Origin of the sequence: Streptomyces sp. CB02414, from assembly GCF_001905385.1 — a bacterium.
In the GTDB taxonomy this organism is placed as follows: Bacteria; Actinomycetota; Actinomycetes; order Streptomycetales; family Streptomycetaceae; genus Streptomyces.
Genome location: NZ_LIPF01000006.1, coordinates 181,091 through 202,589 on the forward strand (window position 1 = coordinate 181,091; position 21,499 = coordinate 202,589).

The 21,499-nt window shown below is 72.0% G+C and carries 18 protein-coding genes and 1 tRNA gene; 4 read left to right on the forward strand and 15 right to left on the reverse strand.

Features of this window, described 5'->3' with window-relative positions:
* Positions 1–78: 78 nt before the first annotated feature.
* Positions 79–681: a TetR/AcrR family transcriptional regulator gene (locus tag AMK11_RS20660; RefSeq protein ID WP_073729797.1), complete on the reverse strand. Its 603-nt coding sequence runs from the start codon at positions 679–681 to the stop codon at positions 79–81.
* A gap of 175 nt (positions 682–856) precedes the next feature.
* Here AMK11_RS20660 and AMK11_RS20665 point away from each other — a divergent pair, with 175 nt between their 5' ends.
* Entirely contained in the window at positions 857–4,213 is a 3,357-nt protein-coding gene (locus tag AMK11_RS20665; RefSeq protein ID WP_073729362.1) for a S41 family peptidase, read from the forward strand.
* 73 nt (positions 4,214–4,286) lie between these two features.
* On the opposite strand, the gene AMK11_RS20670 is transcribed toward AMK11_RS20665, so the two are convergent.
* The 4 genes from AMK11_RS20670 to AMK11_RS20685 form a co-directional block, all read right to left on the reverse strand.
* On the reverse strand, positions 4,287–4,487 hold the full coding sequence (locus AMK11_RS20670; protein WP_073729364.1) for a hypothetical protein: 201 nt from the start codon (positions 4,485–4,487) through the stop codon (positions 4,287–4,289).
* Between the two features lie 88 nt (positions 4,488–4,575).
* Positions 4,576–5,469 (reverse strand): SDR family oxidoreductase, encoded by an 894-nt coding sequence (locus AMK11_RS20675; RefSeq protein WP_073729366.1) that lies wholly within the window; start codon positions 5,467–5,469, stop codon positions 4,576–4,578.
* On the reverse strand, positions 5,466–6,410 hold the full coding sequence (locus tag AMK11_RS20680; protein ID WP_073729368.1) for an alpha/beta fold hydrolase: 945 nt from the start codon (positions 6,408–6,410) through the stop codon (positions 5,466–5,468). Before AMK11_RS20680 ends, AMK11_RS20675 begins: the two co-directional genes overlap by 4 nt.
* Positions 6,407–7,939: a flavin-containing monooxygenase gene (locus AMK11_RS20685; protein WP_073729370.1), complete on the reverse strand. Its 1,533-nt coding sequence runs from the start codon at positions 7,937–7,939 to the stop codon at positions 6,407–6,409. The genes AMK11_RS20680 and AMK11_RS20685 overlap by 4 nt, the downstream gene beginning before the upstream one ends.
* Before the next feature lie 133 nt (positions 7,940–8,072).
* Between AMK11_RS20685 and AMK11_RS20690 the strand changes: the two genes are divergently transcribed.
* Complete coding sequence (locus tag AMK11_RS20690) at positions 8,073–8,741, forward strand: MerR family transcriptional regulator (protein WP_073729372.1); 669 nt, start codon at positions 8,073–8,075, stop codon at positions 8,739–8,741.
* On the opposite strand, the gene AMK11_RS20695 is transcribed toward AMK11_RS20690, so the two are convergent.
* Positions 8,738–9,541, reverse strand: a complete 804-nt coding sequence (locus tag AMK11_RS20695; protein WP_073729374.1) for an exodeoxyribonuclease III — start codon at positions 9,539–9,541, stop codon at positions 8,738–8,740. The two genes, AMK11_RS20690 and AMK11_RS20695, sit on opposite strands and share 4 nt — an antisense overlap.
* Positions 9,542–9,610: 69 nt before the next feature.
* Between AMK11_RS20695 and AMK11_RS20700 the strand changes: the two genes are divergently transcribed.
* Positions 9,611–10,102, forward strand: coding sequence for a GNAT family N-acetyltransferase (locus AMK11_RS20700; RefSeq protein ID WP_073729376.1), 492 nt, complete (start codon positions 9,611–9,613; stop codon positions 10,100–10,102).
* A gap of 16 nt (positions 10,103–10,118) precedes the next feature.
* Here AMK11_RS20700 and AMK11_RS20705 read toward each other — a convergent pair whose 3' ends face one another.
* The 8 genes from AMK11_RS20705 to galU all read right to left on the reverse strand — a co-directional run bounded on the left by AMK11_RS20705 (position 10,119) and on the right by galU (position 17,677).
* The gene (locus AMK11_RS20705; protein WP_073729378.1) at positions 10,119–11,867 is read right to left on the reverse strand and encodes a hypothetical protein; all 1,749 of its coding nucleotides are present in this window, start codon (positions 11,865–11,867) and stop codon (positions 10,119–10,121) included.
* Positions 11,868–12,086: 219 nt separating this feature from the next.
* Positions 12,087–12,160: transfer RNA gene (locus tag AMK11_RS20710), tRNA-Ala, on the reverse strand.
* An 86-nt stretch (positions 12,161–12,246) separates the two neighbouring features.
* The gene (gene sepX, locus AMK11_RS20715; RefSeq protein ID WP_073729380.1) at positions 12,247–13,440 is read right to left on the reverse strand and encodes a divisome protein SepX/GlpR; all 1,194 of its coding nucleotides are present in this window, start codon (positions 13,438–13,440) and stop codon (positions 12,247–12,249) included.
* A 185-nt stretch (positions 13,441–13,625) separates the two neighbouring features.
* Positions 13,626–14,231: a GNAT family N-acetyltransferase gene (locus tag AMK11_RS20720; RefSeq protein ID WP_107429722.1), complete on the reverse strand. Its 606-nt coding sequence runs from the start codon at positions 14,229–14,231 to the stop codon at positions 13,626–13,628.
* Between the two features lie 26 nt (positions 14,232–14,257).
* Entirely contained in the window at positions 14,258–14,797 is a 540-nt protein-coding gene (locus AMK11_RS20725) for a MogA/MoaB family molybdenum cofactor biosynthesis protein (RefSeq protein ID WP_073729384.1), read from the reverse strand.
* On the reverse strand, positions 14,794–15,333 hold the full coding sequence (gene moaC / locus AMK11_RS20730) for a cyclic pyranopterin monophosphate synthase MoaC (RefSeq protein ID WP_073729386.1): 540 nt from the start codon (positions 15,331–15,333) through the stop codon (positions 14,794–14,796). Before moaC ends, AMK11_RS20725 begins: the two co-directional genes overlap by 4 nt.
* Positions 15,334–15,419: 86 nt before the next feature.
* Positions 15,420–16,769: a molybdotransferase-like divisome protein Glp gene (glp, locus tag AMK11_RS20735; protein WP_073729388.1), complete on the reverse strand. Its 1,350-nt coding sequence runs from the start codon at positions 16,767–16,769 to the stop codon at positions 15,420–15,422.
* Positions 16,770–16,774: 5 nt separating this feature from the next.
* Entirely contained in the window at positions 16,775–17,677 is a 903-nt protein-coding gene (gene galU, locus AMK11_RS20740; RefSeq protein WP_073729798.1) for a UTP--glucose-1-phosphate uridylyltransferase GalU, read from the reverse strand.
* A 92-nt stretch (positions 17,678–17,769) separates the two neighbouring features.
* Between galU and AMK11_RS20745 the strand changes: the two genes are divergently transcribed.
* Positions 17,770–18,387 (forward strand): 5-formyltetrahydrofolate cyclo-ligase, encoded by a 618-nt coding sequence (locus tag AMK11_RS20745; protein ID WP_073729390.1) that lies wholly within the window; start codon positions 17,770–17,772, stop codon positions 18,385–18,387.
* Between the two features lie 81 nt (positions 18,388–18,468).
* Here the strand turns inward: AMK11_RS20745 and AMK11_RS20750 are convergent, their stop codons facing one another.
* On the reverse strand, positions 18,469–21,261 hold the full coding sequence (locus AMK11_RS20750) for a penicillin acylase family protein (protein WP_073729391.1): 2,793 nt from the start codon (positions 21,259–21,261) through the stop codon (positions 18,469–18,471).
* Positions 21,262–21,499 lie beyond the last annotated feature (238 nt).

Consider the following 21,499-nt stretch of genomic DNA (forward strand, 5'->3'; position numbering starts at 1 on the left):
GGCAGGGGGGATCAGCCCGACGACGACGTGAGCGGTGACGTCAGGTGGGGCTCAGGTGGGGCTCAGTGGGGATTCGGGTCAGGCTGTGGTGCCGGCGCCGAGGGCGGGGAGGATCACGGCGTCGATGTACGAGGTGAGGAAGGCCCGGGTCGGCGGCTGGTCGTCGAGCAGCGTGCGGGTGGCGAAGCCGCCGACGAGCATGGGAACGAGGAAGTCCAGCGCCGGGCAGTCCGGTCTGATCTCGCCCCGGTCGACGGCGCGTTGCAGCAGGCGCCGGAGCTCCGCCATCTCCGGTTCGATGAGCTGGTCCCGGAAGGCCTGGCGCAGGTCCGGGTTCTGGTGCAGCGCCATGGCGACGCCCCGCATCAGCGCGGAGTTCTGCGCCATGGTGCAGTCGTCCTCGCGGGCCAGCAGGGCGTGCAGGTCGCCGCGGAGGGAGCCGGTGTCGACGTCGCCGATCTCGCCGGGCTTGCTGTGCCGGATGGCCTTGACGACCAGCTCGGGCTTGCCGCCCCACTGGCGGTAGAGCGTCGCCTTGCTGGACCGGGTGCGGGCGGCCACGGCGTCCATGGTGAGGGCGTCGTAGCCGACTTCCCGGAGCAGGTCGAGCACGGCCTCGTACAGCTCTGCCTCGCGCTCGGGAGTGATCCGACTGCGGCGCGCGGTGGCAACCTCCGTCATCTCGCTCACTCCTCTCCTTCTCCGGTCGTTCTCCGGTCGCTCCGCTCAGGAACGACACCGTTTCGTACAGGACCAATGTACCCCCATCCCTAGCGAAACGAAACGGTTTCGTTCGTGGTGTGGGTCACGATTGTCGGTTACCCATAAGTTGCCGGTCCACCGTCAGCGGCAAAGCATGGGGTGGGTGAGTTATCTGCGCCTTCCGCACCTCAGCGGCGACCAGCTGTGCTTCGTGGCCGAGGACGACCTCTGGCTCGCGTCCCTCGACGGACCCGGCCGCGCCTGGCGGCTCACCGTCGACCGCACCAAGACCGGCCACCCCCGTTTCTCCCCCGACGGCCGCCACATCGCCTACACCAGCTGGCGGAGCCTGGTCCCGGAGGTCCACCTCGTGCCGGTGGACGGCGGTCCCGGGCGCCGGCTCACCCACTGGGGCGGACTCGACACCCGGGTCTGCGGCTGGTCGCCCCCCGATCCCGACGGGACGACCGCGATCCTCGCCGTCGCCTCGCACGGCGAGCCCTTCTCCCACCTCACCTGGGCCTACAAGATCACCCCGGACGGCGACCCCGGCCGCAAGCTCCCCTGGGGCCCGGTCACCGACATCCAGGCCGCCGACCTCGACGGCGAGCGCAAGACCCTCCTGCTCACCGGCACCCCGCCGCACGAACCGGCCTCCTGGAAGCGCTACCGGGGCGGCGCCACGGGCCGGCTCTGGCTGCACGGCGAACGGCTGCTGCCCGACCTCCACGGGCATCTGCACTCCCCCATGTTCGTCGGCGGCCGGATCGCCTTCCTCTCCGACCACGAGGGCGTCGGCAACCTCTACTCCTGCGCCCACGACGGCTCCGACCTGCGCCGCCACACCGACCACGACGCCTGCTACGCCCGGCACGCGGCGAGCGACGGCACCCGCGTGGTGTACCAGTGCGCGGGCGACCTGTGGATCGTCGAGGACCTGTCGCCGGGCTCCGGGCCGCGCCGGCTCGACGTCCGGCTGAGCGGCCCGCGCGCGGGACGGCGCACGTACCAGGTGCCCGCCGCCCAGCACGTCGGCGGCGTCTCCGTCGACGAGACGGGCCGCGCGAGCGCCGTCGTCGTACGCGGCAGCCTGTACTGGCTCACCCACCGCGACGGCCCGGCCCGCACCCTCGCCGACACACCGGGCGTACGGGTCCGGCTGCCGGAGATGCTCGGGGCGAGCGGCCGGATCGCGTACGTGACGGACGCGGAGGGCGAGGACGCCGTCGAAATCGGCCACCTGCCCCGGGCGACCGGCATCCGCGCGCTGCGGAGGCTGGCCTCCGGGGAACTGGGCAGGGTGCTGGAGCTGGTCTCCGACCCGGCGGGCGAGCGGCTGGCCATCGCCTCGCACGACGGACGGCTGCTGCTCCTCGACCTGCCGGAGGAGGACGCGGAGGCCGCCGAGGCGCTCGCGGGGGCGGAGGGGACGGAGGAGACGGACGCCGAAGCCCCCGTCGGCCGGCCCGGCGGGGTGACCGAGCTGATCCGCTCCCTCAACGGCCCCGTCCGCGACCTCGCCTTCTCCCCGGACGGCAGCTGGCTCACCTGGTCCCACCCTGGCATCGGGCGCTCCCTGCGGCAGATCAAGATGGCCCGCATCGACGGGAGGAGCGACGGCAGGAACGGGCAGGAGGGCCCGCTCGTCGTCGACGTCACCGACGGACGCTTCGAGGACGAGAACCCGGTCTTCACCCGGGACGGCCGCTACCTCGCCTTCCTCTCCTGGCGCGGCTTCGACCCGGTGTACGACGTGCACACCGGCGACCTCTCCTTCCCGCTGGGCTGCCGCCCCTACCTCGTCCCGCTGTCGTCCGCGACCCCCTCCCCCTTCGCGCTGAACCCGGAGGGCCGCCCCGCCGCCGGAGGCCTGGACCCGCTGGACGACGAATCCGGTGAGGGCGGCGCGGTGACCGTCGAGGTCGAGGGACTTGAGTCCCGGGTGACCCCGTTCCCCGTCACCGCCTCCAAGTACTCGGCGCTGTGCCCGGTCGCGGGCGGCGGACTGGTCTGGCTGCGCTGGCCGATCTCGGGCGCGCTCGGCGAGACCTTCGCCAACCCGGCCGACCCGAGCGAGCGGCCCACCCTGGAGCACTTCAACCTCGCCAAGGCGCGGAAGTCCGAACTGGTCGACCACCTGGACTGGTTCCGGGTCAGCGGCGACGGCAGCCGCCTGGTCGTGCTCGACGAGGGCGACCTGCGCGCCGTACCGGCCACCGAGGCGGGCGACAGCGACTCGACCGTCTGGATCGACCTGCGCCGCATCCTGCACGAGGTCGACCCGGCCGCCGAGTGGCGCCAGGCCTACGACGAGGCCGGCCGGCTGATCCGCGCCTACTTCTGGGATCCCGGCATGTGCGGCATCGACTGGGACGCGGTGCTGGACCAGTACCGTCCGCTGGTCGAACGGGTCGCCTCCCCGGACGAGTTCGCCGACCTGCTGCGCGAGGTGCTCGGCGAGCTCGGCACCTCGCACGCCTACGTCGCCGCCGCCCGCCGCAACGAGGGCCCCGCGCACTACCAGCGCTGGCAGGGCCTGCTCGGCGCCAACTTCGCGTGCCGGGACGGCCACTGGGTGGTCAAGCGCATCCTGCCCGGCGACTCCTCCGACTCCAGGGCCCGCTCCCCGCTGGCCGGTACGGGCATCCGCGAGGGAGCGGTGCTGACCCACGTGGACGGCCGGCCGGTCGACCCGGTGACGGGGCCGTACCCTCTGCTGGCCGGTGCGGGCGCTACGACGGTGGAGCTGACCTTCGCGCCGGCCGAGGGCGGTCCGGGACCCTCCCGCCGGGTCGCCGTCGTCCCGCTGATCGACGAGCGCCCCCTGCGCTACCAGGACTGGGTGGCCAAACGGCGCGAAGTGGTCCGGGAGTTGAGCGGCGGACGGTGCGGCTACCTGCACATCCCCGACATGGGCGGCTCCGGCTGGGCGCAGTTCAACCGGGACCTGCGGATGGAGGTGTCCCGGCCCGCCCTCATCGTGGACGTGCGGGGCAACGCGGGCGGACACATCAGCGAGCTGGTCATCGAGAAGCTGACCCGCACCATCCTGGGCTGGGACCTCACCCGCGACGCCCAGCCGGTGTCGTACACCTCCAACGCCCCGCGCGGGCCGGTCGTGGCGGTCGCGGACGAGGCGACCTCCTCCGACGGCGACATGATCACGGCCGCGTTCAGGCTGCTGCGGCTCGGCCCGGTCGTCGGGCAGCGCACCTGGGGCGGCGTGGTCGGCATGACCGGCCGGCACCGCCTCGGCGACGGCACGGTGATCACGGTGCCGATGAACGCGGCCTGGTTCGACGCGTACGGCTGGTCCGTGGAGAACTACGGCGTCGATCCCGACGTCGAGGCGCTGCGCACCCCGCTGGACTGGGCCGAGGGCCGCTATCCGGTGCTGGACGAGGCGGTCCGGCTGGCGCTGGAGCTGCTGGAGACCAACCCGCCCGCCACACCGCCCGGTTACGACGCCGTACCCGACCGTTCCCGTCCGCCGCTGCCGCCCAGGACCTGACCCCGCCGGGCCACACGAAAGGGGCGCCCTCCCAGCGGGGGGCGCCCCTTCAGCTCAGCTCAGCGGCAGCGCGTCAGGCGTCGTAGCTGCTCTCGAAGCGCTCGTCCTCGTCGCGGCGGCGGCGCGAGGCCGGGTCCATCTCGTCCTCGTCGCGGCGGCGGTCGCGGTCGCGGTCCTCACGGTTCGGGAACTGCTCCCTGGCCTGGTCGGCACGCTGCTTGCCCTGCTGCTGCATGCGCTGGGCCTTGTCCTGGAACTGGTCCTTGATACCCATGTGGGTTCACTCCTGTGGTGATCGGGCCCGACCGGATCGGCCGGGCGCTCGATCAGATTCACACGGGCGGTGACCGTGCGCATGTCGATCACTTACGGACCGTAGCCGGGCCCGATCGTTGCTGTTCGTCGGCGGCTCCGCCGGCCCCGACCAGCCCGACCCGCAGCCCGTCCAGCCGGTCCCCGAAGCGCCGCATCTCGCGCTGTCCGACGGTGCCGATGAGGGTCGGCAGGTACCCGCGCACGCCCTGCATGCCGCGCAGCCACCACTGCCCGTAGACGTGGGCCGAGCGGCGCTCGATGCCCTCCACCAGCCGGTCCACCGCCGGGCCCAGGGGGTACGTCTTGTTCGACGGCCAGGGCAGCCGCTGCCGCAGCTCGCGCATCACGTCGTCCTGGTCGGCGCCGCGCACCATGTCCGTGTCGGTCCACGACAGATAGCCGACGCCGACCTTCACGCCCCGGTGCCCGACCTCCCCGCGCAGACTGTGCGCGTACGCCTCCACACCGGACTTGGAGGCGCAGTAGGCCGACATCATCGGCGCCGGCGTGATCGCGGCGAGGGACGCGACCTGGAGCAGGTAGCCGCGGCTCTCCAGCAGCGCGGGCAGGAAGGCGCGGGCCGTCACCGCCGAGCCGATCAGGTTGACCTCGATCACCCGCCGCCAGGACTCCGGGTCGGACTCGACGAACGGACCGCCGGTGGCGACACCGGCGTTGGCGACGACGACGTCGACCCGGCCGAACCGTTCCTTCACCCGCGCAGCCACCTCGGCCATCGCCACGTGGTCGGTGACGTCGGCGTGCCAGTGGTCGCTCTCGCTGTGCAGCCGGGCCGACACCTGCTTCAGCGCGTCCGGCTCCAGCCCCACCAGGGCCACCTTCACCCCGCGCGCGGACAGCTTGCGGGCCAGCAGCTCCCCGACGCCCCGCGCGGCTCCCGTGACGACGGCGACGCGCCCTTCCAGGCTCACCCTGCTCATGCGATCTCCTCGGCGTGTACGGCGGATTCGGTGCGGTCGGCGGACACATAGGTGCCGACGAGGGCGCGTATCTTCCCGGTGACCAGGTCCGGCGCCTCCACCGGCGTCATGTGGCCGAGACCCGGAAGCTCCGTCAGGCCCACGCAGTCGGGCAGCGCGGCGGCCAGCGAGCGGGCGTGCACGGGCGGGGTCAGCCGGTCGGCGGTGCCGACGACTATCTCGACCGGCATCCTCAAATCCCGCACCCCGTGGTCGAGATCGAGCAGGTCCAGCACCTCGGACCAGGCGCGGCGCACCCGGCTCGGGCAGGCGTGCACGATCCGGGCACACGCCTCGACCATCTCCGGTGCCGAACCGGCGCCCATCGTCCCGTACTTGAGGATGCGGCGCGCCAGCGGTGTGACCGGCCCGAGCGGCGCCCGCGAGCCGAGGACCCGCCGGGTCAGCCAGGTCCGCACCCGCCCCGCGCCGAACGGCAGGACGGTCGCGGACTCCACCAGCCGCGAACTGCCGGTGCTGCACAGCAGGACCGCCGCCGCGTGCTCGCGCACCTTGGTCCGGGTCGCCGCGGCCATCACGGTCATGCCGCCCATGGAGTGCCCGGCGATCACGGCCCGTTCCCCCGGCGCGAGCGTGGCCTCCAGGACGGCCTCGAGGTCGTCGGCGAGGGGCTCGGTGCCGCAGGCCGGGTTGGCCGGGCTGCGGCCGTGGCCGCGCTGGTCGTAGGCGATGACCCGGTGGTCGGCGGCGAGCGCGCGGATCTGCGCCGCCCAGAAGGCGGTCGAGCAGCACCAGCCGTGCGAGAGGACGACCGCGGGCGCGTCCTCGGGGCCGTGCACCTCGACGTGTATGCGGGCGCCGTCGGCGGCGGTCACGGTCAGCTCGCGGGCGGGGACGGGCGGGGCGTACGGCCCGGCGGAGACGTGCATGAGACGGCTCACGCGCTCACCTCCGCGTTCGCGTCCGCGCCGGGGGCCGCCTTGGCGACGGCCGGGCGCAGCACCTCGTACTCCCCCAGGTCCACGCGCCTGGTCGCACGCCGGAACTCGGCGGTCGTGCCGGGCCACACGGTGGTGTTGCGGCCACTGGCGTCCAGGTACCAGCTGGTGCAGCCGCCGGTGTTCCACACGGTGCGCTTCATGCGCTCCTGCACCCGGTGGTTCCAGTTCCGTACGGCGGCGGGGCGGGCGTCGAGGGCGACCCGGCCGCCGAGGACGTTCAGCTGGCGCAGGTAGTCCGCCATGTAGTTGAGCTGCGACTCGATCATCAGGATCATCGACGAATTCCCCAGGCCGGTGTTGGGCCCGATGATCGTCATCCAGTTGGGGAAGCCGGCCGCCGAGGCGCCGCGCAGCGCCTCCATGCCGCCCTTCCAGGTCTCGGCGAGGGTCCGCCCGTCGGCGCCCACGACCCGCTCCGCGATGGGCATGTCGGTGACGTGGAAACCGGTGCCAAAGATGATCACGTCGGCCTCGGTCTCGGTGCCGTCGGCGGCGACGAGGGTGGAGCCGCGCACCTCGCTCAGCCCGCCGGCGACGACATCGACGTTCGGCTGGGCGAGCGCCGGATAGTAGGTACTCGACAGCAGGATCCGCTTGCAGCCGATGCGGTAGTCCGGGGTGAGCTTGGCGCGCAGGGCCGGGTCCTTGATGGCGGACGCCATGTTGCGCTTGGCGATCTGCTCGACGAAGCCCAGCTCGCCCGGATGCTTGGTGAACGCCTGCACCTGAAGCTCGCGGATGCCCCACAGCAGCCCGCGCCGCAGCTTGGTGGTGACGGGCAGCGCCCGGTGCAGGGCGCGCTCGGCGCCGCTGATCTCCCGGTCCATGCGGGGCATCACCCAGGCCGGGGTGCGCTGGAAGAGGGTGAGGTGACCGGCCTTCGGCTGGATGGACGGCACGATCTGGATGGCGGAGGCGCCGGTGCCGATCATGGCGACGCGCTTGCCGGTGAGGTCGTACTCGTGGTCCCAGCGGGCGGAGTGGAAGACCTTGCCGGGGAAGGAGTCCAGGCCCGGGATGTCGGGCACCTTCGGGTCGGACAGCGGCCCGCTCGCGGACACGACGACGTCGGCGGTGAGGTTCCCGCTCGCCGTCTCGATCTCCCACCGCATGTGCTCGCCGTTCCACGCCATCCGCTTCACCTCCGAGTCGAAGCGGATGTGCGGGCGCAGCCCGAAGGTGTCGGTCACGTGCTCCAGGTAGGCGCGGATGTGCTCCTGCCCGGAGAAGGTGCGCGGCCAGTCGGGATTGGGCGCGAAGGAGAACGAGTACAGGTGGGACGGCACGTCGCAGGCGCACCCGGGATAGCTGTTGTCGCGCCAGGTCCCGCCGACGCTCCCCGCCCGCTCCAGGACGACGAAGTCGGTGATCCCCTCGCGCCGCAGCCGCACGGCGGCCCCCAGCCCGCCGAAGCCGGAGCCGACCACCGCCACCCGCACGTGTTCTTGAACCTGCTCGTGCTCGGCCATCCCGAAGCCTCCACGCGTCGCCTAGAACTCTGCCAGTGAACACTGGCGCAATGGGGAGAGTAGAGCAGCACCGTACTGATGGGTAGGGGGTACGCGAGGAAAGTTACCGACGGTACGCCGTAGGCTCGACGCCGTGACCGAGAAGCGCGAATACCGCATGGAGGAACTGGCCCGGCTGGCCGGCATCACGGTGCGCACCCTGCGCTTCTACCGCGAACGCAAACTGATCCCGCCGCCCCGCCGCGAGGGCCGCATCGCCTGGTACGACGACCACCACCTGGCCCGCCTCCGCACCATCGCCGCCCTCCTGGAACGCGGCCACACCCTCAGCGGCATCGCGGAACTCGCCGACGCCTTCGACCACGGCCGCGACGTCGGCGACCTGCTCGGCTACGGCGAACCCACCGAGGAGACCCCGGTCCGCCTCACTCCCGAGGAACTCGCCGCCCGCTTCGACGGCGAGGTCACCCCGGAGAACCTGGCCGCCGCCATGGACCTCGGCTATGTCGGCACCGACGGCGACGAGATCGTCCACATAAGCCACCGCCTGCTGGAGGTCTCCTCCGCCCTGGTCCGCGAGGGCATCCCCCTCGGCGAGGTCCTCCAGGCCGGCGCCCGCGTCCGCGAACACGCCGACGCCCTCGCCGACCTCTTCGCCGAACTGATCCTCCGCCACGCCCCCGAGGAACAACTCGACCGCCTGCGCCCGCTCGCCCGCAGCGTGGTGGAGGCGGAACTGTCGCTGGCGATGGACCGGCGGATACGGAAGAAGACCGGCGACGAAGGACCGCCCGTGGGCTAGCGGTCGTAGACGACCGTCACGGGCGCGTGGTCCGACCACCGCTCGGCGTGTGTGGCGGCCCGCTCGACGTACCCCTTGACCGCCCCGGCCGCCAAACCCTGGGTGGCCAGGTGGTAGTCGATCCTCCAACCTGAATCATTGTCGAAGGCCCGCCCCCGGTACGACCACCACGAGTACGGCCCCTCGACGTCCGGGTGCAGAGCGCGCACGACATCCACGTACCCGCCCTCGGCCGGGTCCAGGACCCGCCCCAGCCACTCCCGCTCCTCCGGCAGGAACCCGGAGTTCTTCTTGTTGGCGCGCCAGTTCTTCAGGTCGGCCTCGCGATGGGCGATGTTCCAGTCGCCGCAGACGACGACCTCGCGGCCGTCGGCGGCGGCACGCTCGCGCAGTTCCTTGAGGTAGGCGAGGAACTCGCCCATGAAACGGACCTTCTCGTCCTGGCGCTCGGTGCCGACCTCGCCGGAGGGGAGGTAGAGGGAGGCGACCGTCACACCGGGCAGGTCGGCCTCGACGTAGCGGCCGCTGGTGTCGAACTCCGTCGAGCCGAAGCCGACCTGGACGCGGTCGGGCTCGCGGCGGGTGTAGAGGGAGACGCCGGCGCGGCCCTTGGCGGCGGCGGGGGCGTGCGTGACGTGCCAGCCGTCGGGGGTGCGGACGTGCTCGGGCAGCTGCTGGGGCTCGGCCCGTACCTCCTGGAGGCACAGCACGTCGGCGGAGGTGTCCGCGAGCCATTCCACGAAGCCCTTCTTCGCGGCGGCACGCAGACCGTTCACATTCACGGAGGTCACGGTGAGCACCAGGGCACGATACCGGCACACTGGACGGTGCCCCGATCCCGGAGCCCGCATCGATATACGGTAGGTAGCATGAACATACGCCGGGTGCCCTTCGACCACCCCGACGCCCTGAAGCTCAACGACGAGGTCCAGGCCGAGTACGACGTCCGCTACGGCGACGGCGGGGACGCCACCGAGCTGGCCGCGTCGGACTTCGCGCCGCCGAACGGCCTCTACCTGATCGCGTACGACGAGAACGACGTCCCGGTCGCCTCCGGCGGCTGGCGCAGCCAGGACGCCAACGACGAGGGCAACCTCGACGGGGACGCCGAGCTCAAGCGGATGTTCGTCATCGAGCAGGTGCGTGGCCGCGGGCTGGCCCGCCGCATCCTGGCGGCCCTGGAGGAGGACGCCCGTGCGGCGGGCCGGGCCCGCATGGTGCTGGAGACCGGCACCAAGCAGCCGGAGGCCGTGGCCCTGTACACGTCGAGCGGCTACGAGCCGTGCGGGAAGTTCGGCTACTACCGGTTCCACGAGGAGAGCCTCTGCTACGCGAAGGCTCTCCAGGCTCCGGCCCCGTAGGCCGCGCGGACGGCCCTCAGGCGGCGCCTTCGCTCCGGCGCCGTCGCGAGACGGCGAACAGCACGCCGCCCGCCGCGAGCGCCAGCGCGGCGCCGGCCGAGGCGAACAGGGCCGTGGAGCCGGTCGAGGCCAGCAGGCCGCCGTCGTCGTCACGGTCGCCCTGGGGGGCCTCGCCGCCGTCCGAGCCGCCGGTGGACCCGGTGGAGCCGGTGGCTCCGGTGGAGGTGCCGCCGTCCGAACCGGCGCCGCCCGAGCCGCCGCTCGTACCGGTTCCGCCCGTGGTGTCCGAGCCGCCGGTAGTGCCGGTGCCGCCCGTGGCGCCTCCGGTGTCACCGGGGGTCTCCTCGTCGCCGGTGCCGTTCAGCACGATCCAGCCGGCGTCGTTGGACGGGTCGCCCTCCCGGGGGTTCTCGTACTCGGGCAGGGCGATCTCGCCCTTGGCGCCCTCGACGACCTCGTCGATCCGCAGCTGGAAGCCGTAGGTGCGCCGGTCGTCCTCCAGGAAGGGCGTGTCGGCGAAGCAGACGTACTCGGACGGGGTGGCGTCGTTCACCGGCTGGCAGAGGCTGGGGCTGTCGACGACGCTCGCGCCCTCCGGGATCTGCACGGTGAAGCTCAGCGGCTCACCGCCGGAGCGCAGGGCGCCGATCCAGGCGGGCCCGTGGTTGCTCAGGGCGATGTCGACCTTGACGGTCTCCCCCTGCTCGCCCGCGACCCGCGCGCCGGTGAGGTCGAGGTCGAAGGTGTTCCGCGTCGGCAGGTCGATCTCGGCGTACTTCGCGTAGTCGCCGCTGCCGCCGCCGTCGACCGGCTTCAGGGTGAGCCTCTCGCCGGTGCCCTGCCGGTAGGCGGCGCCGGCGCGCAGTGCGCCGGTCTCCTTGGCGCCGACCGCGTCGAAGCCGTAGTGGAAGACGTCGTTGAGCGCGAAGCCGGCGGTCTTCACCTTGACCGGCTCGCTCAGCTCGTAGGACGTGCCGGGCAGGAACTCGCCCTCGAAGGTGCACAGGGCGACCTTCTGGTAGCGGATCAGGTCGTCCTTGTTCTCCTCCGCGTACGAGCAGTTGTCGTACGTGTCGGGGAAGGACAGGCCGCGCGAGCCGCCGAAGCGCAGGACGACGCCGTCGGCGGACATGCTGCCGACGTTGCGGAAGCCGAGCGGGGCGTTGTAGGTGTCGCCGGCGGCGAAGCCCTCGGGTTCGGCGGGGAGCTTCTTCTTCAGCAGCTCCGGCCCGCCGACCAGAACGTCGACGGTGTGCTCGTTGAACTCCAGGCCGGCACCCTCGCCCGTGACCTTGATCTTCCCGAAGTCGCCGGCCCCGGCGGTGTCCTTCAGGTCGAGGCGGACGCTCCAGCTCGGGTTGTACACGTCGCCCGGGTAGAGGCTGCTCTCGTGGCAGACCGCGGTCAGACCCTCCGCCTCGCAGGACCGCGGCAGCTCGACGTCGGCGAAGCCCTTGAGGGCGGTGGCGTCGATGGTGACGGTGTAGCCGTCGTTGGGGACCGGCTCAGGGTCCTTGCCGCTGTCCGGGTCGTACTCGCCGGGGCCGGTGAGGCCGAGGTAGATCTGCGGCTCTCCGGGCTCGTCCTCGGCCCCGTCCAGCGCCAGGTCCACCTTGTCCGGTCCGGTGATGGTGACCGGAAGGGGGGCGGCCTGGCCCTCCTCGGCTTGGGCGACACCGGTCAGCGAGGCCGTGGCGAGTCCGGCGGCGGCCACCCCGGCCACGGCCGCGCGTCTCCACGGCGAGCGCAGGGAGCTGTCTCTCATGTTCTCTTCCGTTCCCAGACGACAATCAGGCGTCACTGCTGTGACGCCGCGCACAGGTGACCCGTCGGTAACGGTGAAGGTTGCGCGCTGTCCGGTCACGGATTTATCTCGGCCTTACAGGCCGTCCCCGTGCGGTGCGAGCCAAGGAAACGGCAGCCAAGGAAACGGCGAAGGTCCCGTTCGATCGTGATGATCGAACGGGACCTTCGTCAATGTGCGTGGACCTGAGGGGATTTGAACCCCTGGCCCCCTCGATGCGAACGAGGTGCGCTACCGGACTGCGCCACAGGCCCTTGCAACGAGTGAAACTTTAGCACCCCGACCGGCCTGCTCAAAAATCGCTTCCGGGACACCCGGGCGGGCCGGGCCGCGGCGGGGGCTACTCGTTGGCCGCGCGGGGGCGGTCGCCGTCCTCGTACTGGTCGAAGAGCGGGGTCCGGCCACGTTCGCGGGCGCGGCGGGCGGAGGCGGCGCGGCGGGCGCCGCTGCGGGCGGGAGCCTCCGGGCGGTCCTCCGCCCGGCCCTCCGCGCGGTCGGCGGGGCGGTCCGGTGCCGGGGCGGCCGCCGCGTCCTCCCGGTGGGGATCGACGGCGCTGGAGCGTGCCGAGCTCCAGGCGTCCGGCGACCCGAGGTCCACGTCGGGGGTGGCGCGGGGGGCGACGGGCGCGGTCACATAGGTCGGCAGGGGTACCGGCACGGGGTCCCAGCTGTCGCCCTGCGGCCGCCGTCGGCGTTCGCGCTGCTGGTCGACCCACTCGGCGTGGTCGGTCTGCTCGACCAGGGCGCGCCGGTCCGCGGCGAGGGCCGACAGGCCGGAGTCGGGCTCCGTCTCAGGGCCCTCGTCGGGCTCCTCGGCGTCGGGGTCGCCGACGGCGCCGGCGGGATCGGCGGGGGTGCGCCTGCGCGGGCGGCGGTCGCGGTCCCGCAGCCGCTGCGCGGCGACCTCGGCCTGGCGGCGGTCCATCTGGAAGGCGAACCGGCGGCGTTCCTGCGTACGCAGGTAGGCGATGTAGGCGCTGAGCAGCACCGCGGGGACTCCGGGTGCCCACAGGAAGGCGAGTCCGCCGACGGCGGCGACGACCGCGCCGAGCGTGAAGGCCAGGAAGAGGACCACGGTCGTACGCCGGCGGCGCGCGAGTACCTTGCTGCGCCGGGCGCGAGCCGCGGCGCTGGGGGAGACGGGAGCGCGGCGGGCCTGCGGGACTCGCGCCGCTTCGGGAGACGGTCCGGTTTCCGCGGCCTGCCCGCGTCCGGGGCCGGGTGCGTGTTCGTCGGCCACAGGCCGGGTGTGCCGTCGGGTTCTGGACACGGCGAAGGCCCGGACGTCCACCGAGTCGGTGACGGCGCCCGGGGCGTCGGCGTCGGGCCCGGCCTCGTCGGCGGAGCGCGACCGCAGGTCCTTGGCGTACCGGCGCTCCATGCCCGCCCGTCCGGACAGCAGCCGGATGGCGGTGCTGAAGCGTTCCGTCGGACGGGCCTCGTTCAGCTCGTCCTGCCTACGGAGCCACATCGGCACCAAGTAGGCGGCCCAGGCCCCGACAATGACTGCGTAGATGAGGCCGCTGCTGCTCACGCCTCACACGGTAGAGGGGTTTGCGTGGGGCCATCCGCCAATTGAGCCGGTGTGTCGCACGATCTGGCTGATATTTCGAACTTTTCTTGTGATCGATGCGATCAACACACTGCCACGGTCGCGCATTTTCCCGTTTCGGTACGGTCGCAGGCACGATCACAGATCGATCAATTTCGAACGTTTATTCAATTCCCGGTGTTCCGCGTGGACCGGTCCCGTGACCGGTGCCAGCGTCGCAGCAGGCCTTCGGGGGCCTCTTCCGCGGTGAGCGCGAAGACCAGGTGGTCGCGCCATGCTCCGTCGATGTGGAGATAACGCGGTCTCAGGCCCTCCTCCCGGAATCCGAGTTTCTCCACGACCCGGCGGCTGGGCGCGTTCTCGGGGCGAATGCAGACCTCGACGCGGTGCAGTCCGACGGTGCGGAAACAGTGGTCCACCGCCATCGCCACGGCCGTCGGCATCACCCCCCGGCCCGCCACCGACTCGTCCACCCAGTAGCCGACGTGCCCTGAGCACATCGAGCCCCAGGTGATGCCGGCCACCGTCAGCTGCCCGGCCAGCCGCCCCTGGTACTCGATGACGAACGGCATCATCCGGCCCGCGTTGGCCTCGGAGCGCAGGTGCCGCACCATCTGGCGGTAGGTCGGCCGGTGCGTGAGCGGGCCGGCGGGGGTGGGCGGCGGGATGGTCGCCTCCCAGGGCCGCAGCCAGTCGCGGTTGCGCCGGTTGACCTCGCGCCAGGCCCGCTGGTCGCGCAGCCTTATCGGCCTGAGGACGATGTCGCCGTCCACCAGCTCCACGGGCCAGGATGGGCTGTTCAGCTCGCACCCCCACCACTGGCGGGTCTGGGATGGTCCCCGCCGCGGAGCTGGTCCACGGCGTGGGTCAGCAGCGGCTCCAGCACGGCCAGGCCGTCCTTCACGCCTCCGGAGGAGCCCGGCAGGTTGACGATCAGCGTGCGGCCCGCCACCCCGGCCAGACCCCGGGAGAGCACCGCGGTCGGCACCTTGTCCCGGCCGTACGCCCGGACCGCCTCCGCGATGCCCGGCACCTCGTAGTCGATCACCGCCCGCGTGGCCTCGGGGGTGCGGTCGGTGGGTGAGATCCCGGTGCCGCCGGTCGTGACGACCACGTCGTAGCCCGCCTCGGCGCCCGCGCGCAGGGCCGCCTCCACCGGGTCGCCGTCGGGGACGACCTGCGGGCCGTCCACGGCGAAGCCGAAGCGGCGCAGGCCCTCGGCGATCAGCGGGCCGCCCTTGTCCTCGTAGACCCCGGCGGCGGCCCGGTTCGAGGCCGTGACGACCAGGGCTCGGTACGGGGCCGGGAGGGTGCCGCCGGCCGGTCCGTCCGGCGTCATGACCGGCTCCAGTCGCCCGACTTGCCGCCCGTCTTCTCCTCCACCCGTACGTCCGTGATGACCGCTCCCTTGTCGACCGCCTTCACCATGTCGACCACGGTGAGCGCGGCGACGGAGACCGCGGTGAGCGCCTCCATCTCGACGCCCGTGCGGTCGGTCGTCCTCACCGTGGCGGTGATCTCCACGGCGTCGTCCGCGACCGACAGGTCCAGTTTCACACCGGAGACCGACAGCGGGTGGCACAGCGGGATCAGGTCCGGGGTGCGTTTGGCGCCCATGATGCCCGCGATGCGTGCGGTGGCGAGGGCGTCGCCCTTGGGGACTCCCTCGCCGCGCAGCAGCTCGACCACGCGGGGGGCGACGAGGACACGGCCGCTGGCGCGGGCGGTGCGGGCGGTCACGTCCTTGGCGGACACGTCGACCATGCGGGCGGCGCCCGCCTCGTCGATGTGCGTCAGCCGGTCCTGCGGGGCCTGCGCTGCCTGGCCGCCGTGGGCTGCCTGGCCTTCGTGCGGGGGTCGGTCCTGCGTACTCATGCTCGTGTGGCGCTCCCGGTCCGGGCCCGGCGCGGTGCGGCGCGCGGGCCTGCTGTGCGCGACACGGTACCGCCAACGAGGGGTGGTCAGCCGAGCAGGACCACGTCGACCTCGGCGCCGGGCTCGACCGACTCGGTGTCCTCGGGGACGACGATCAGCGCGTCGGCGTGCGCGAGGGCGGCCACGAGATGGGAGCCCGACCCGCCCACCGGGGTGACGCCGCCGTCGGCGTACGTGGCGCGCAGGAACTGGCGTCGGCCCTTCGGCGAGGTCAGCGTCTTGTCCGCGGCCAGGGACGCGGTCACCGTCGGGCGGTGGAGGTCGGCGAGCCCCATGAGGGTGCGGATCGCGGGGCGGACGAACAGCTCGAAGGAGACGTACGACGACACCGGGTTACCCGGCAGGGCGAGCAGCGGGGTGTGGTCGGGGCCGATGGAGCCGAAGCCCTGGGGCTTGCCGGGCTGCATGGCGAGCTTGCGGAAGTCCACGCCGCTGCCCGGCTCGTCCTCGTCGGCGACGTGCGCCAGCGCCTCCTTGACGACGTCGTACGCCCCGACGCTCACGCCACCGGTGGTGACCATGAGGTCGGCGCGCACCAACTGGTCCTCGATGGTGGACCGCAGGGTCTCCGCGTCGTCGGCGACGGCGCCCACGCGGTAGGCGATGGCGCCGGCGTCGCGGGCGGCGGCGGTGAGGGCGAAGCTGTTGGAGTCGTAGATCTGACCGGGCGCCAGTTCCTCGTCGGGCTGGACGAGTTCGCTGCCGGTGGAGAGCACCACCACGCGCGGGCGCGGGCGTACCCGGACCCTGCCGCGGCCGATCGCGGCGAGCAGGGCGATCTGCGGCGGGCCGAGGACCGTGCCGGCCTCCAGGGCGCGGTCACCGGCGGCGACGTCGCTGCCCTTGGCCCTGACGTGCGCGCGCTCCGCGGCCGGGCGGTACACGTGCACCTGGCCCTCGGCGCCCTCCGGGGACAGGCTGCGGGCGCGCATCCCGGCCACCGCGCCTTCGCCGAGCCCCCCGTCGGTCCACTCGACGGGGACGACCGTCTCGGCGCCGGGCGGGAGCGGGGCGCCGGTCATGATGCGGGCGGCCCGGCCGGGGCCCACGGCCGGCGGGTCGGCCTGGCCGGCGGCGACGTCCCCGACGACCTCCAGGACGGCGGGGAACTCCTCGCTCGCGCCCGCGACGTCGGCGACCCGCACCGCGTAACCGTCCATGGAGCTGTTGTCGAACGGCGGCAGGGAGAGCGGCACCGTGATGTCGTCGACCAGGACGCAGCCCTGGGCGTCGAGCAGGTTCAGCTCGATGGGCTCCAGGGGCCGGACGGTCGCGAGGATGTCGTCCAGGTGGTCCTGCACCGACCACAGCCGGTCCGGACCGAAGTCCGCGGTGGCGTGGTCGTGGCCGGTGTCACGGTGCGCGGCGCTGCTCAACGTCCTTACATCTCCTCGGCTACGTAACTGCGAAGCCAGGTCCGGAAGTCCGGGCCCAGGTCTTCACGTTCGCACGCGAGTCGGACAATGGCACGCAGATAGTCGCCGCGGTCGCCGGTGTCATAGCGGCGGCCCTTGAAGACGACGCCGTGGACCGGACCGCCGACCTTCTCGTCCTCGGCGAGCTGCTGGAGGGCGTCGGTCAGCTGGATCTCGCCGCCGCGGCCGGGCTCGGTCTTGCGGAGTATGTCGAAGACGTGCGGGTCGAGGACGTAACGGCCGATGATGGCGTAGTTGGAGGGGGCGTCGGCCGGGTCGGGCTTCTCGACCAGTCCGCTCACCTTGACGACGTCGTCGTCCCCGGTGGCCTCTACGGCCGCGCAGCCGTAGAGGTGGATCTGCTCGGGGGCGACCTCCATGAGGGCGATGACGCTGCCGCCGTGCTGCTCCTGGACGTCGATCATGCGCTGGAGCAGGGGGTCGCGCGGGTCGATCAGGTCGTCGCCGAGCAGGACCGCGAAGGGCTCGTCGCCGACGTGCGGCGCGGCGCACAGCACGGCGTGGCCGAGACCCTTGGGGTCGCCCTGGCGGACGTAGTGGATCATGGCGAGGTCGCTGGATTCCTGGACCTTCGCCAGCCGGCTCGCGTCGCCCTTCTTCTGGAGGGCGGACTCGAGCTCGTAGTTGCGGTCGAAGTGGTCCTCCAGGGGGCGCTTGTTGCGGCCCGTGACCATGAGGACGTCACCGAGGCCGGCGGACACGGCCTCCTCGACCACGTACTGGATCGCCGGCTTGTCGACGACCGGCAGCATCTCCTTGGGAGTGGCTTTGGTGGCCGGCAGGAACCGGGTGCCGAGTCCGGCGGCTGGGATGACAGCCTTGCTGATCCTGGGGTGGGACTGAGTCATGCGCGCCACCATATCCGGTACCTATGGGGAGAATCTGTCACTCCGGATACCGGATGCTCATATGAGCATCCTAGACGTTACAGGAGCGGTCCATGAGTCACCACGCGCCCCCGGCCGAGCCCGGCAAGCGGAGCCTGCGGCGGGGCTTCCTCGCGGCACGGGACGCGCTGACGGCGGACGACGTGCGGGAAGCGGCGGACGCCCTGGCCGGGCAGGCGCTCGCGATGCCGGAGGTCGCGCGGGCGCGCGCCGTCGCGGCGTACGTCTCGGTGGGCGCCGAGCCGGGGACCCTCGCGCTGCTGGACGCGCTGCGCGCGCGGGGCGCGCGCGTCCTACTGCCCGCCCTGCTCCCCGACAACGACCTGGACTGGGGCGAGTACACCGGTGAGGGATCTCTCACGCGCGTGCGGCACGGTGGGCGGATGACCCTGTCCGAGCCCGCCGGTGAGCGCCTGGGGCCGGACGCCGTCACGGAGGCGGACGTGGTGCTGCTGCCGGGGCTGGCGGTCGACGGGCGCGGCATGCGGCTGGGACGCGGCGGCGGGTCGTACGACCGGGTCCTGGCACGCCTGGAACGGGCGGGCGCGCGTCCCGCACTGCTGGTGCTGCTGTACGACGCGGAGGTCGCGCGGCAGCACCTCCCCGAGGAACCGCACGACCGGCCGGTGGACGCGGTGGTGACGCCGGCGGGGGTGCGCCGCTTCCGCTGACCGCGCGTGCGGTCGACCGCGGGTGCGGACACGTGAACGGCCGCCACGCGCGCGTGGCGGCCGTTCACGTCAACCGGTGGGCTACGGCTCGAGCACCAGCGTGTCGCTCGTGCTCTCCTCGACCGCCTTCTCGGTGAAGGCCCACGGCAGCAGCTCGCCGTCGGCCCACTTGTCCGTCTGGTCGGTGTAGTGCGCGCTGTAGGCGTGGCCGGAGGCGCCGGTCAGGTTGATCCAGCGCGACTTGTCGAGGTCGCCGAGGTTGACCACCATCCGCATGGACGGCACCCACACCACCCCGTAGCCGCCCGCCGCGTTCCAGCCGGCGGCGTTGACCGCGGCCTCGCCGCCGCTGAGCTTCCACGGGCCGCGGTTGAGGGCGTACTTCAGGAAGCCGGGGCCCTCGGTGCCCAGGGTCTGGTTCTTCAGGAACAGGCGGTGCAGCCGGCCCCAGTTCCAGGTGTCGATGTCCTTGCCGAGCTTGGCGGTCAGCTCCCAGCGGGCGTCGACCATGGCGCGCTTGAACAGGTCGTCGCGGTTGTGGTCGGCGCCCTTGCGGGTGCCGTTGGCGGGCGTCGTCCACCAGTCGCTCTTCGGCTTGTCCATCAGCTGCCGCACGACCTCGAACCAGCGGTCGCCGCCGTCCGGCTGCGCCTGGTCGGCATCGCGCTGACCGCACTCGCGGACCTTGTTGGTCTCGTCCGCCGGGCCCGTGGTGTTGACCGGGTCGACCCACAGGCACTGGCCCTCGACGCGCAGCTCCTTGGGCAGCTTGTTACCGAAGGCGAGCTTGAGGATGTTGCGCCACACGGCGTTGAAGTAGGCGGCGGCCGCCGAGTCGGCGTCCTGGGTGTAGTCCCAGCCCTCCAGCAGCTTCTGCGCCTCGCGTACGTCCTTGTCCCCGACGTCGATCTTCAGCAGCTGGGGCACGAGCAGCTTGGCGATCTCGCTGCTGTTGTCCAGCTGCATCTGGCGCATGTCGTCGGTCGAGATCTTGCCGCCGTCCTTGATCTTCTGCTCGATCAGGGAGGTGATCCGCTGGCTGCGGGTGCCGTAGCCCCAGTCCGTGGTCAGCGTGTACGGGTAGTCCTCGTCGACGACGGCCTGGTTGGCGGTCACGATGTAGCCGCGCTCCGGGTCGTACTCGTACGGCAGCTCGTCGTCGTCGATGTACTCGCCGGTCCAGCGGTAGTCGGGGTCCCAGCCGGGCGCGGGGACCGAGCCGTCGTGGTCCTCGGCGCGCACCGGGATCCTGCCGGGCAGGGTGTAGCCGATGTGCTCGCTGTCGGCGTAGACCAGGTTCTGCGAGGGGACGTCGAACAGGGCGGCGGCCTCGCGGAAGTCGTCCCAGTTCTGCGCCCGGTCCATCGCGAAGACGGCGTCCATGGTGGTGCCCGCCTCCAGCGCCGTCCACCGCAGGGCTACGCCGTAGCCGTCACCGCGGTCGGGGGCGGCGGTCTCGACGGTGGCCTTCTTGCCGACCTTCACCAGATCGTCGTCGCGGTCGGAGAGCAGGGGGCCGTTGTTGGTCTCGCGGACCACGATCTTCTTGGACTCGCCGCCGGCGACCTTGATGGTCTCCTCGCGGGTCTCGAAGGGGACCACCTTGCCGTCGTACTGGTAGCCGTCGCCGGTGATCTTCTCCAGGTAGAGGTCGGTGACGTCGACGCCGGAGTTGGTCAGGCCCCAGGCGATCTCCTGGTTGTGGCCGATGATCACACCGGGCATGCCGGCGAAGGTATAACCGGCGACGTCGTAGCGGCACTTGTCGGAGACGGTGCGGCAGTGCAGGCCCATCTGGTACCAGACGGACGGCAGCGACGGCGACAGGTGCGGGTCGTTGGCCAGCAGGGGCTTGCCGGTGATGGTGTGCTTGCCGGAGACGACCCAGGAGTTCGAGCCGATGCCGTTGCCGTTCACGCCGACGGCGGTGGGCAGGTCGTCCAGGACGTCCTGGAGGCCGGAGAGCTGGCTCTGGAGGGCGTTGCCGGTACCCGTTCCTACGCCGGTGCCCGTCCCCGCACCCGTGCCGGTGCCACTTCCGGTGCCTGCGCCCGTGCCTTCGTCGCCGGACGTGCCGCCGCCCTCGAACGTCTCGGAGAGCTCGTCGTACTGGCCCTCCTGGACGATCGCCTTGTTCCGGTCGTAGGGGTACTCCGGGTACAGGTCGGCGATCTGCTTGGGGCCCAGGCGGCTGGTCATCAGGGCGCGGTCGACCTCGTCCTGCATGTTGCCGCGCAGGTCCCAGGCCATCGCCTTCAGCCAGGCCACCGAGTCGACCGGGGTCCACTCCTGGGGCTTGTAGTCGTTGGTGAAGCCGAGGGCGGCGTACTCCAGGGAGATCTCCTCGCCGTCCTTGCCGTCCAGGTAGGCGTTGACGCCCTTGGAGTAGGCCTGGAGGTACTTCTTGGTGGAGTCCGACAGCTTCTCGTCGTACTCCTTCTTCGCCACCCGGTGCCAGCCCAGCGTGCGCAGGAACTCGTCGTTGTCCACCTGGCTCTTGCCGAACATCTCGGACAGGCGCCCGGCGGTCATGTGACGGCGCACGTCCATCTCGTAGAACCTGTCCTGCGCCTGGACGTAGCCCTGCGCCATGAACAGGTCCTCCTCGGAGGACGCGTAGATCTGCGGGATGCCGTAACCGTCACGCTTGACGTCGACCGGGCCGGACAGGCCCTTGAGCGTGATCGAGCCCGTGGTCTGCGGGAAGGACGCGCGGACCGTGCTGACGGACCAGTACCCGCCGTACACGAGGCCGCCGATGACGGCCAGGACCAGCACGAGGACGATCAGGCGGCCTTTGCGCCCCTTCTTCCCCTTCTTCCTGCCGGACGTGCCGGGCTGCTGACCCGTGGAGGCGGTGGTGGTGGGGGGCATCGCTGTCCTTGCTGTCCTAACACGAGCGGCAGGGGCGGGCTGTGCTTCGTACTGAGCGACCGAGCGCTGGAGCAACTGTAGGCGCAGGCCCGGCTCCCCCTTGACTCGGAGTCGGGTACTGGCGCGCACGGACGTTCGATCCTGCCAAGGTGAACGTCAAGAACTCGTCAAGAGTTAGGTAAGGTAACGAAGTAGTTGTCCGCAGAGCACTGCGGTTTCGTGTACGTCTCGGTACACG

Bases quoted from the DNA above. Each gene is read 5' to 3' on its own strand.
- AMK11_RS20660 (WP_073729797.1), bottom strand. From the start codon at position 681: ATGACGGAGGTTGCCACCGCGCGCCGCAGTCGGATCACTCCCGAGCGC.
- AMK11_RS20665 (WP_073729362.1), top strand. From the start codon at position 857: ATGGGGTGGGTGAGTTATCTGCGCCTTCCGCACCTCAGCGGCGACCAG.
- AMK11_RS20670 (WP_073729364.1), bottom strand. From the start codon at position 4,487: ATGGGTATCAAGGACCAGTTCCAGGACAAGGCCCAGCGCATGCAGCAG.
- AMK11_RS20675 (WP_073729366.1), bottom strand. From the start codon at position 5,469: ATGAGCAGGGTGAGCCTGGAAGGGCGCGTCGCCGTCGTCACGGGAGCC.
- AMK11_RS20685 (WP_073729370.1), bottom strand. From the start codon at position 7,939: ATGGCCGAGCACGAGCAGGTTCAAGAACACGTGCGGGTGGCGGTGGTC.
- AMK11_RS20700 (WP_073729376.1), top strand. From the start codon at position 9,611: ATGAACATACGCCGGGTGCCCTTCGACCACCCCGACGCCCTGAAGCTC.
- AMK11_RS20705 (WP_073729378.1), bottom strand. From the start codon at position 11,867: ATGAGAGACAGCTCCCTGCGCTCGCCGTGGAGACGCGCGGCCGTGGCC.
- AMK11_RS20725 (WP_073729384.1), bottom strand. From the start codon at position 14,797: ATGACGCCGGACGGACCGGCCGGCGGCACCCTCCCGGCCCCGTACCGA.
- moaC (WP_073729386.1), bottom strand. From the start codon at position 15,333: ATGAGTACGCAGGACCGACCCCCGCACGAAGGCCAGGCAGCCCACGGC.
- galU (WP_073729798.1), bottom strand. From the start codon at position 17,677: ATGACTCAGTCCCACCCCAGGATCAGCAAGGCTGTCATCCCAGCCGCC.
- AMK11_RS20745 (WP_073729390.1), top strand. From the start codon at position 17,770: ATGAGTCACCACGCGCCCCCGGCCGAGCCCGGCAAGCGGAGCCTGCGG.
- AMK11_RS20750 (WP_073729391.1), bottom strand. From the start codon at position 21,261: ATGCCCCCCACCACCACCGCCTCCACGGGTCAGCAGCCCGGCACGTCC.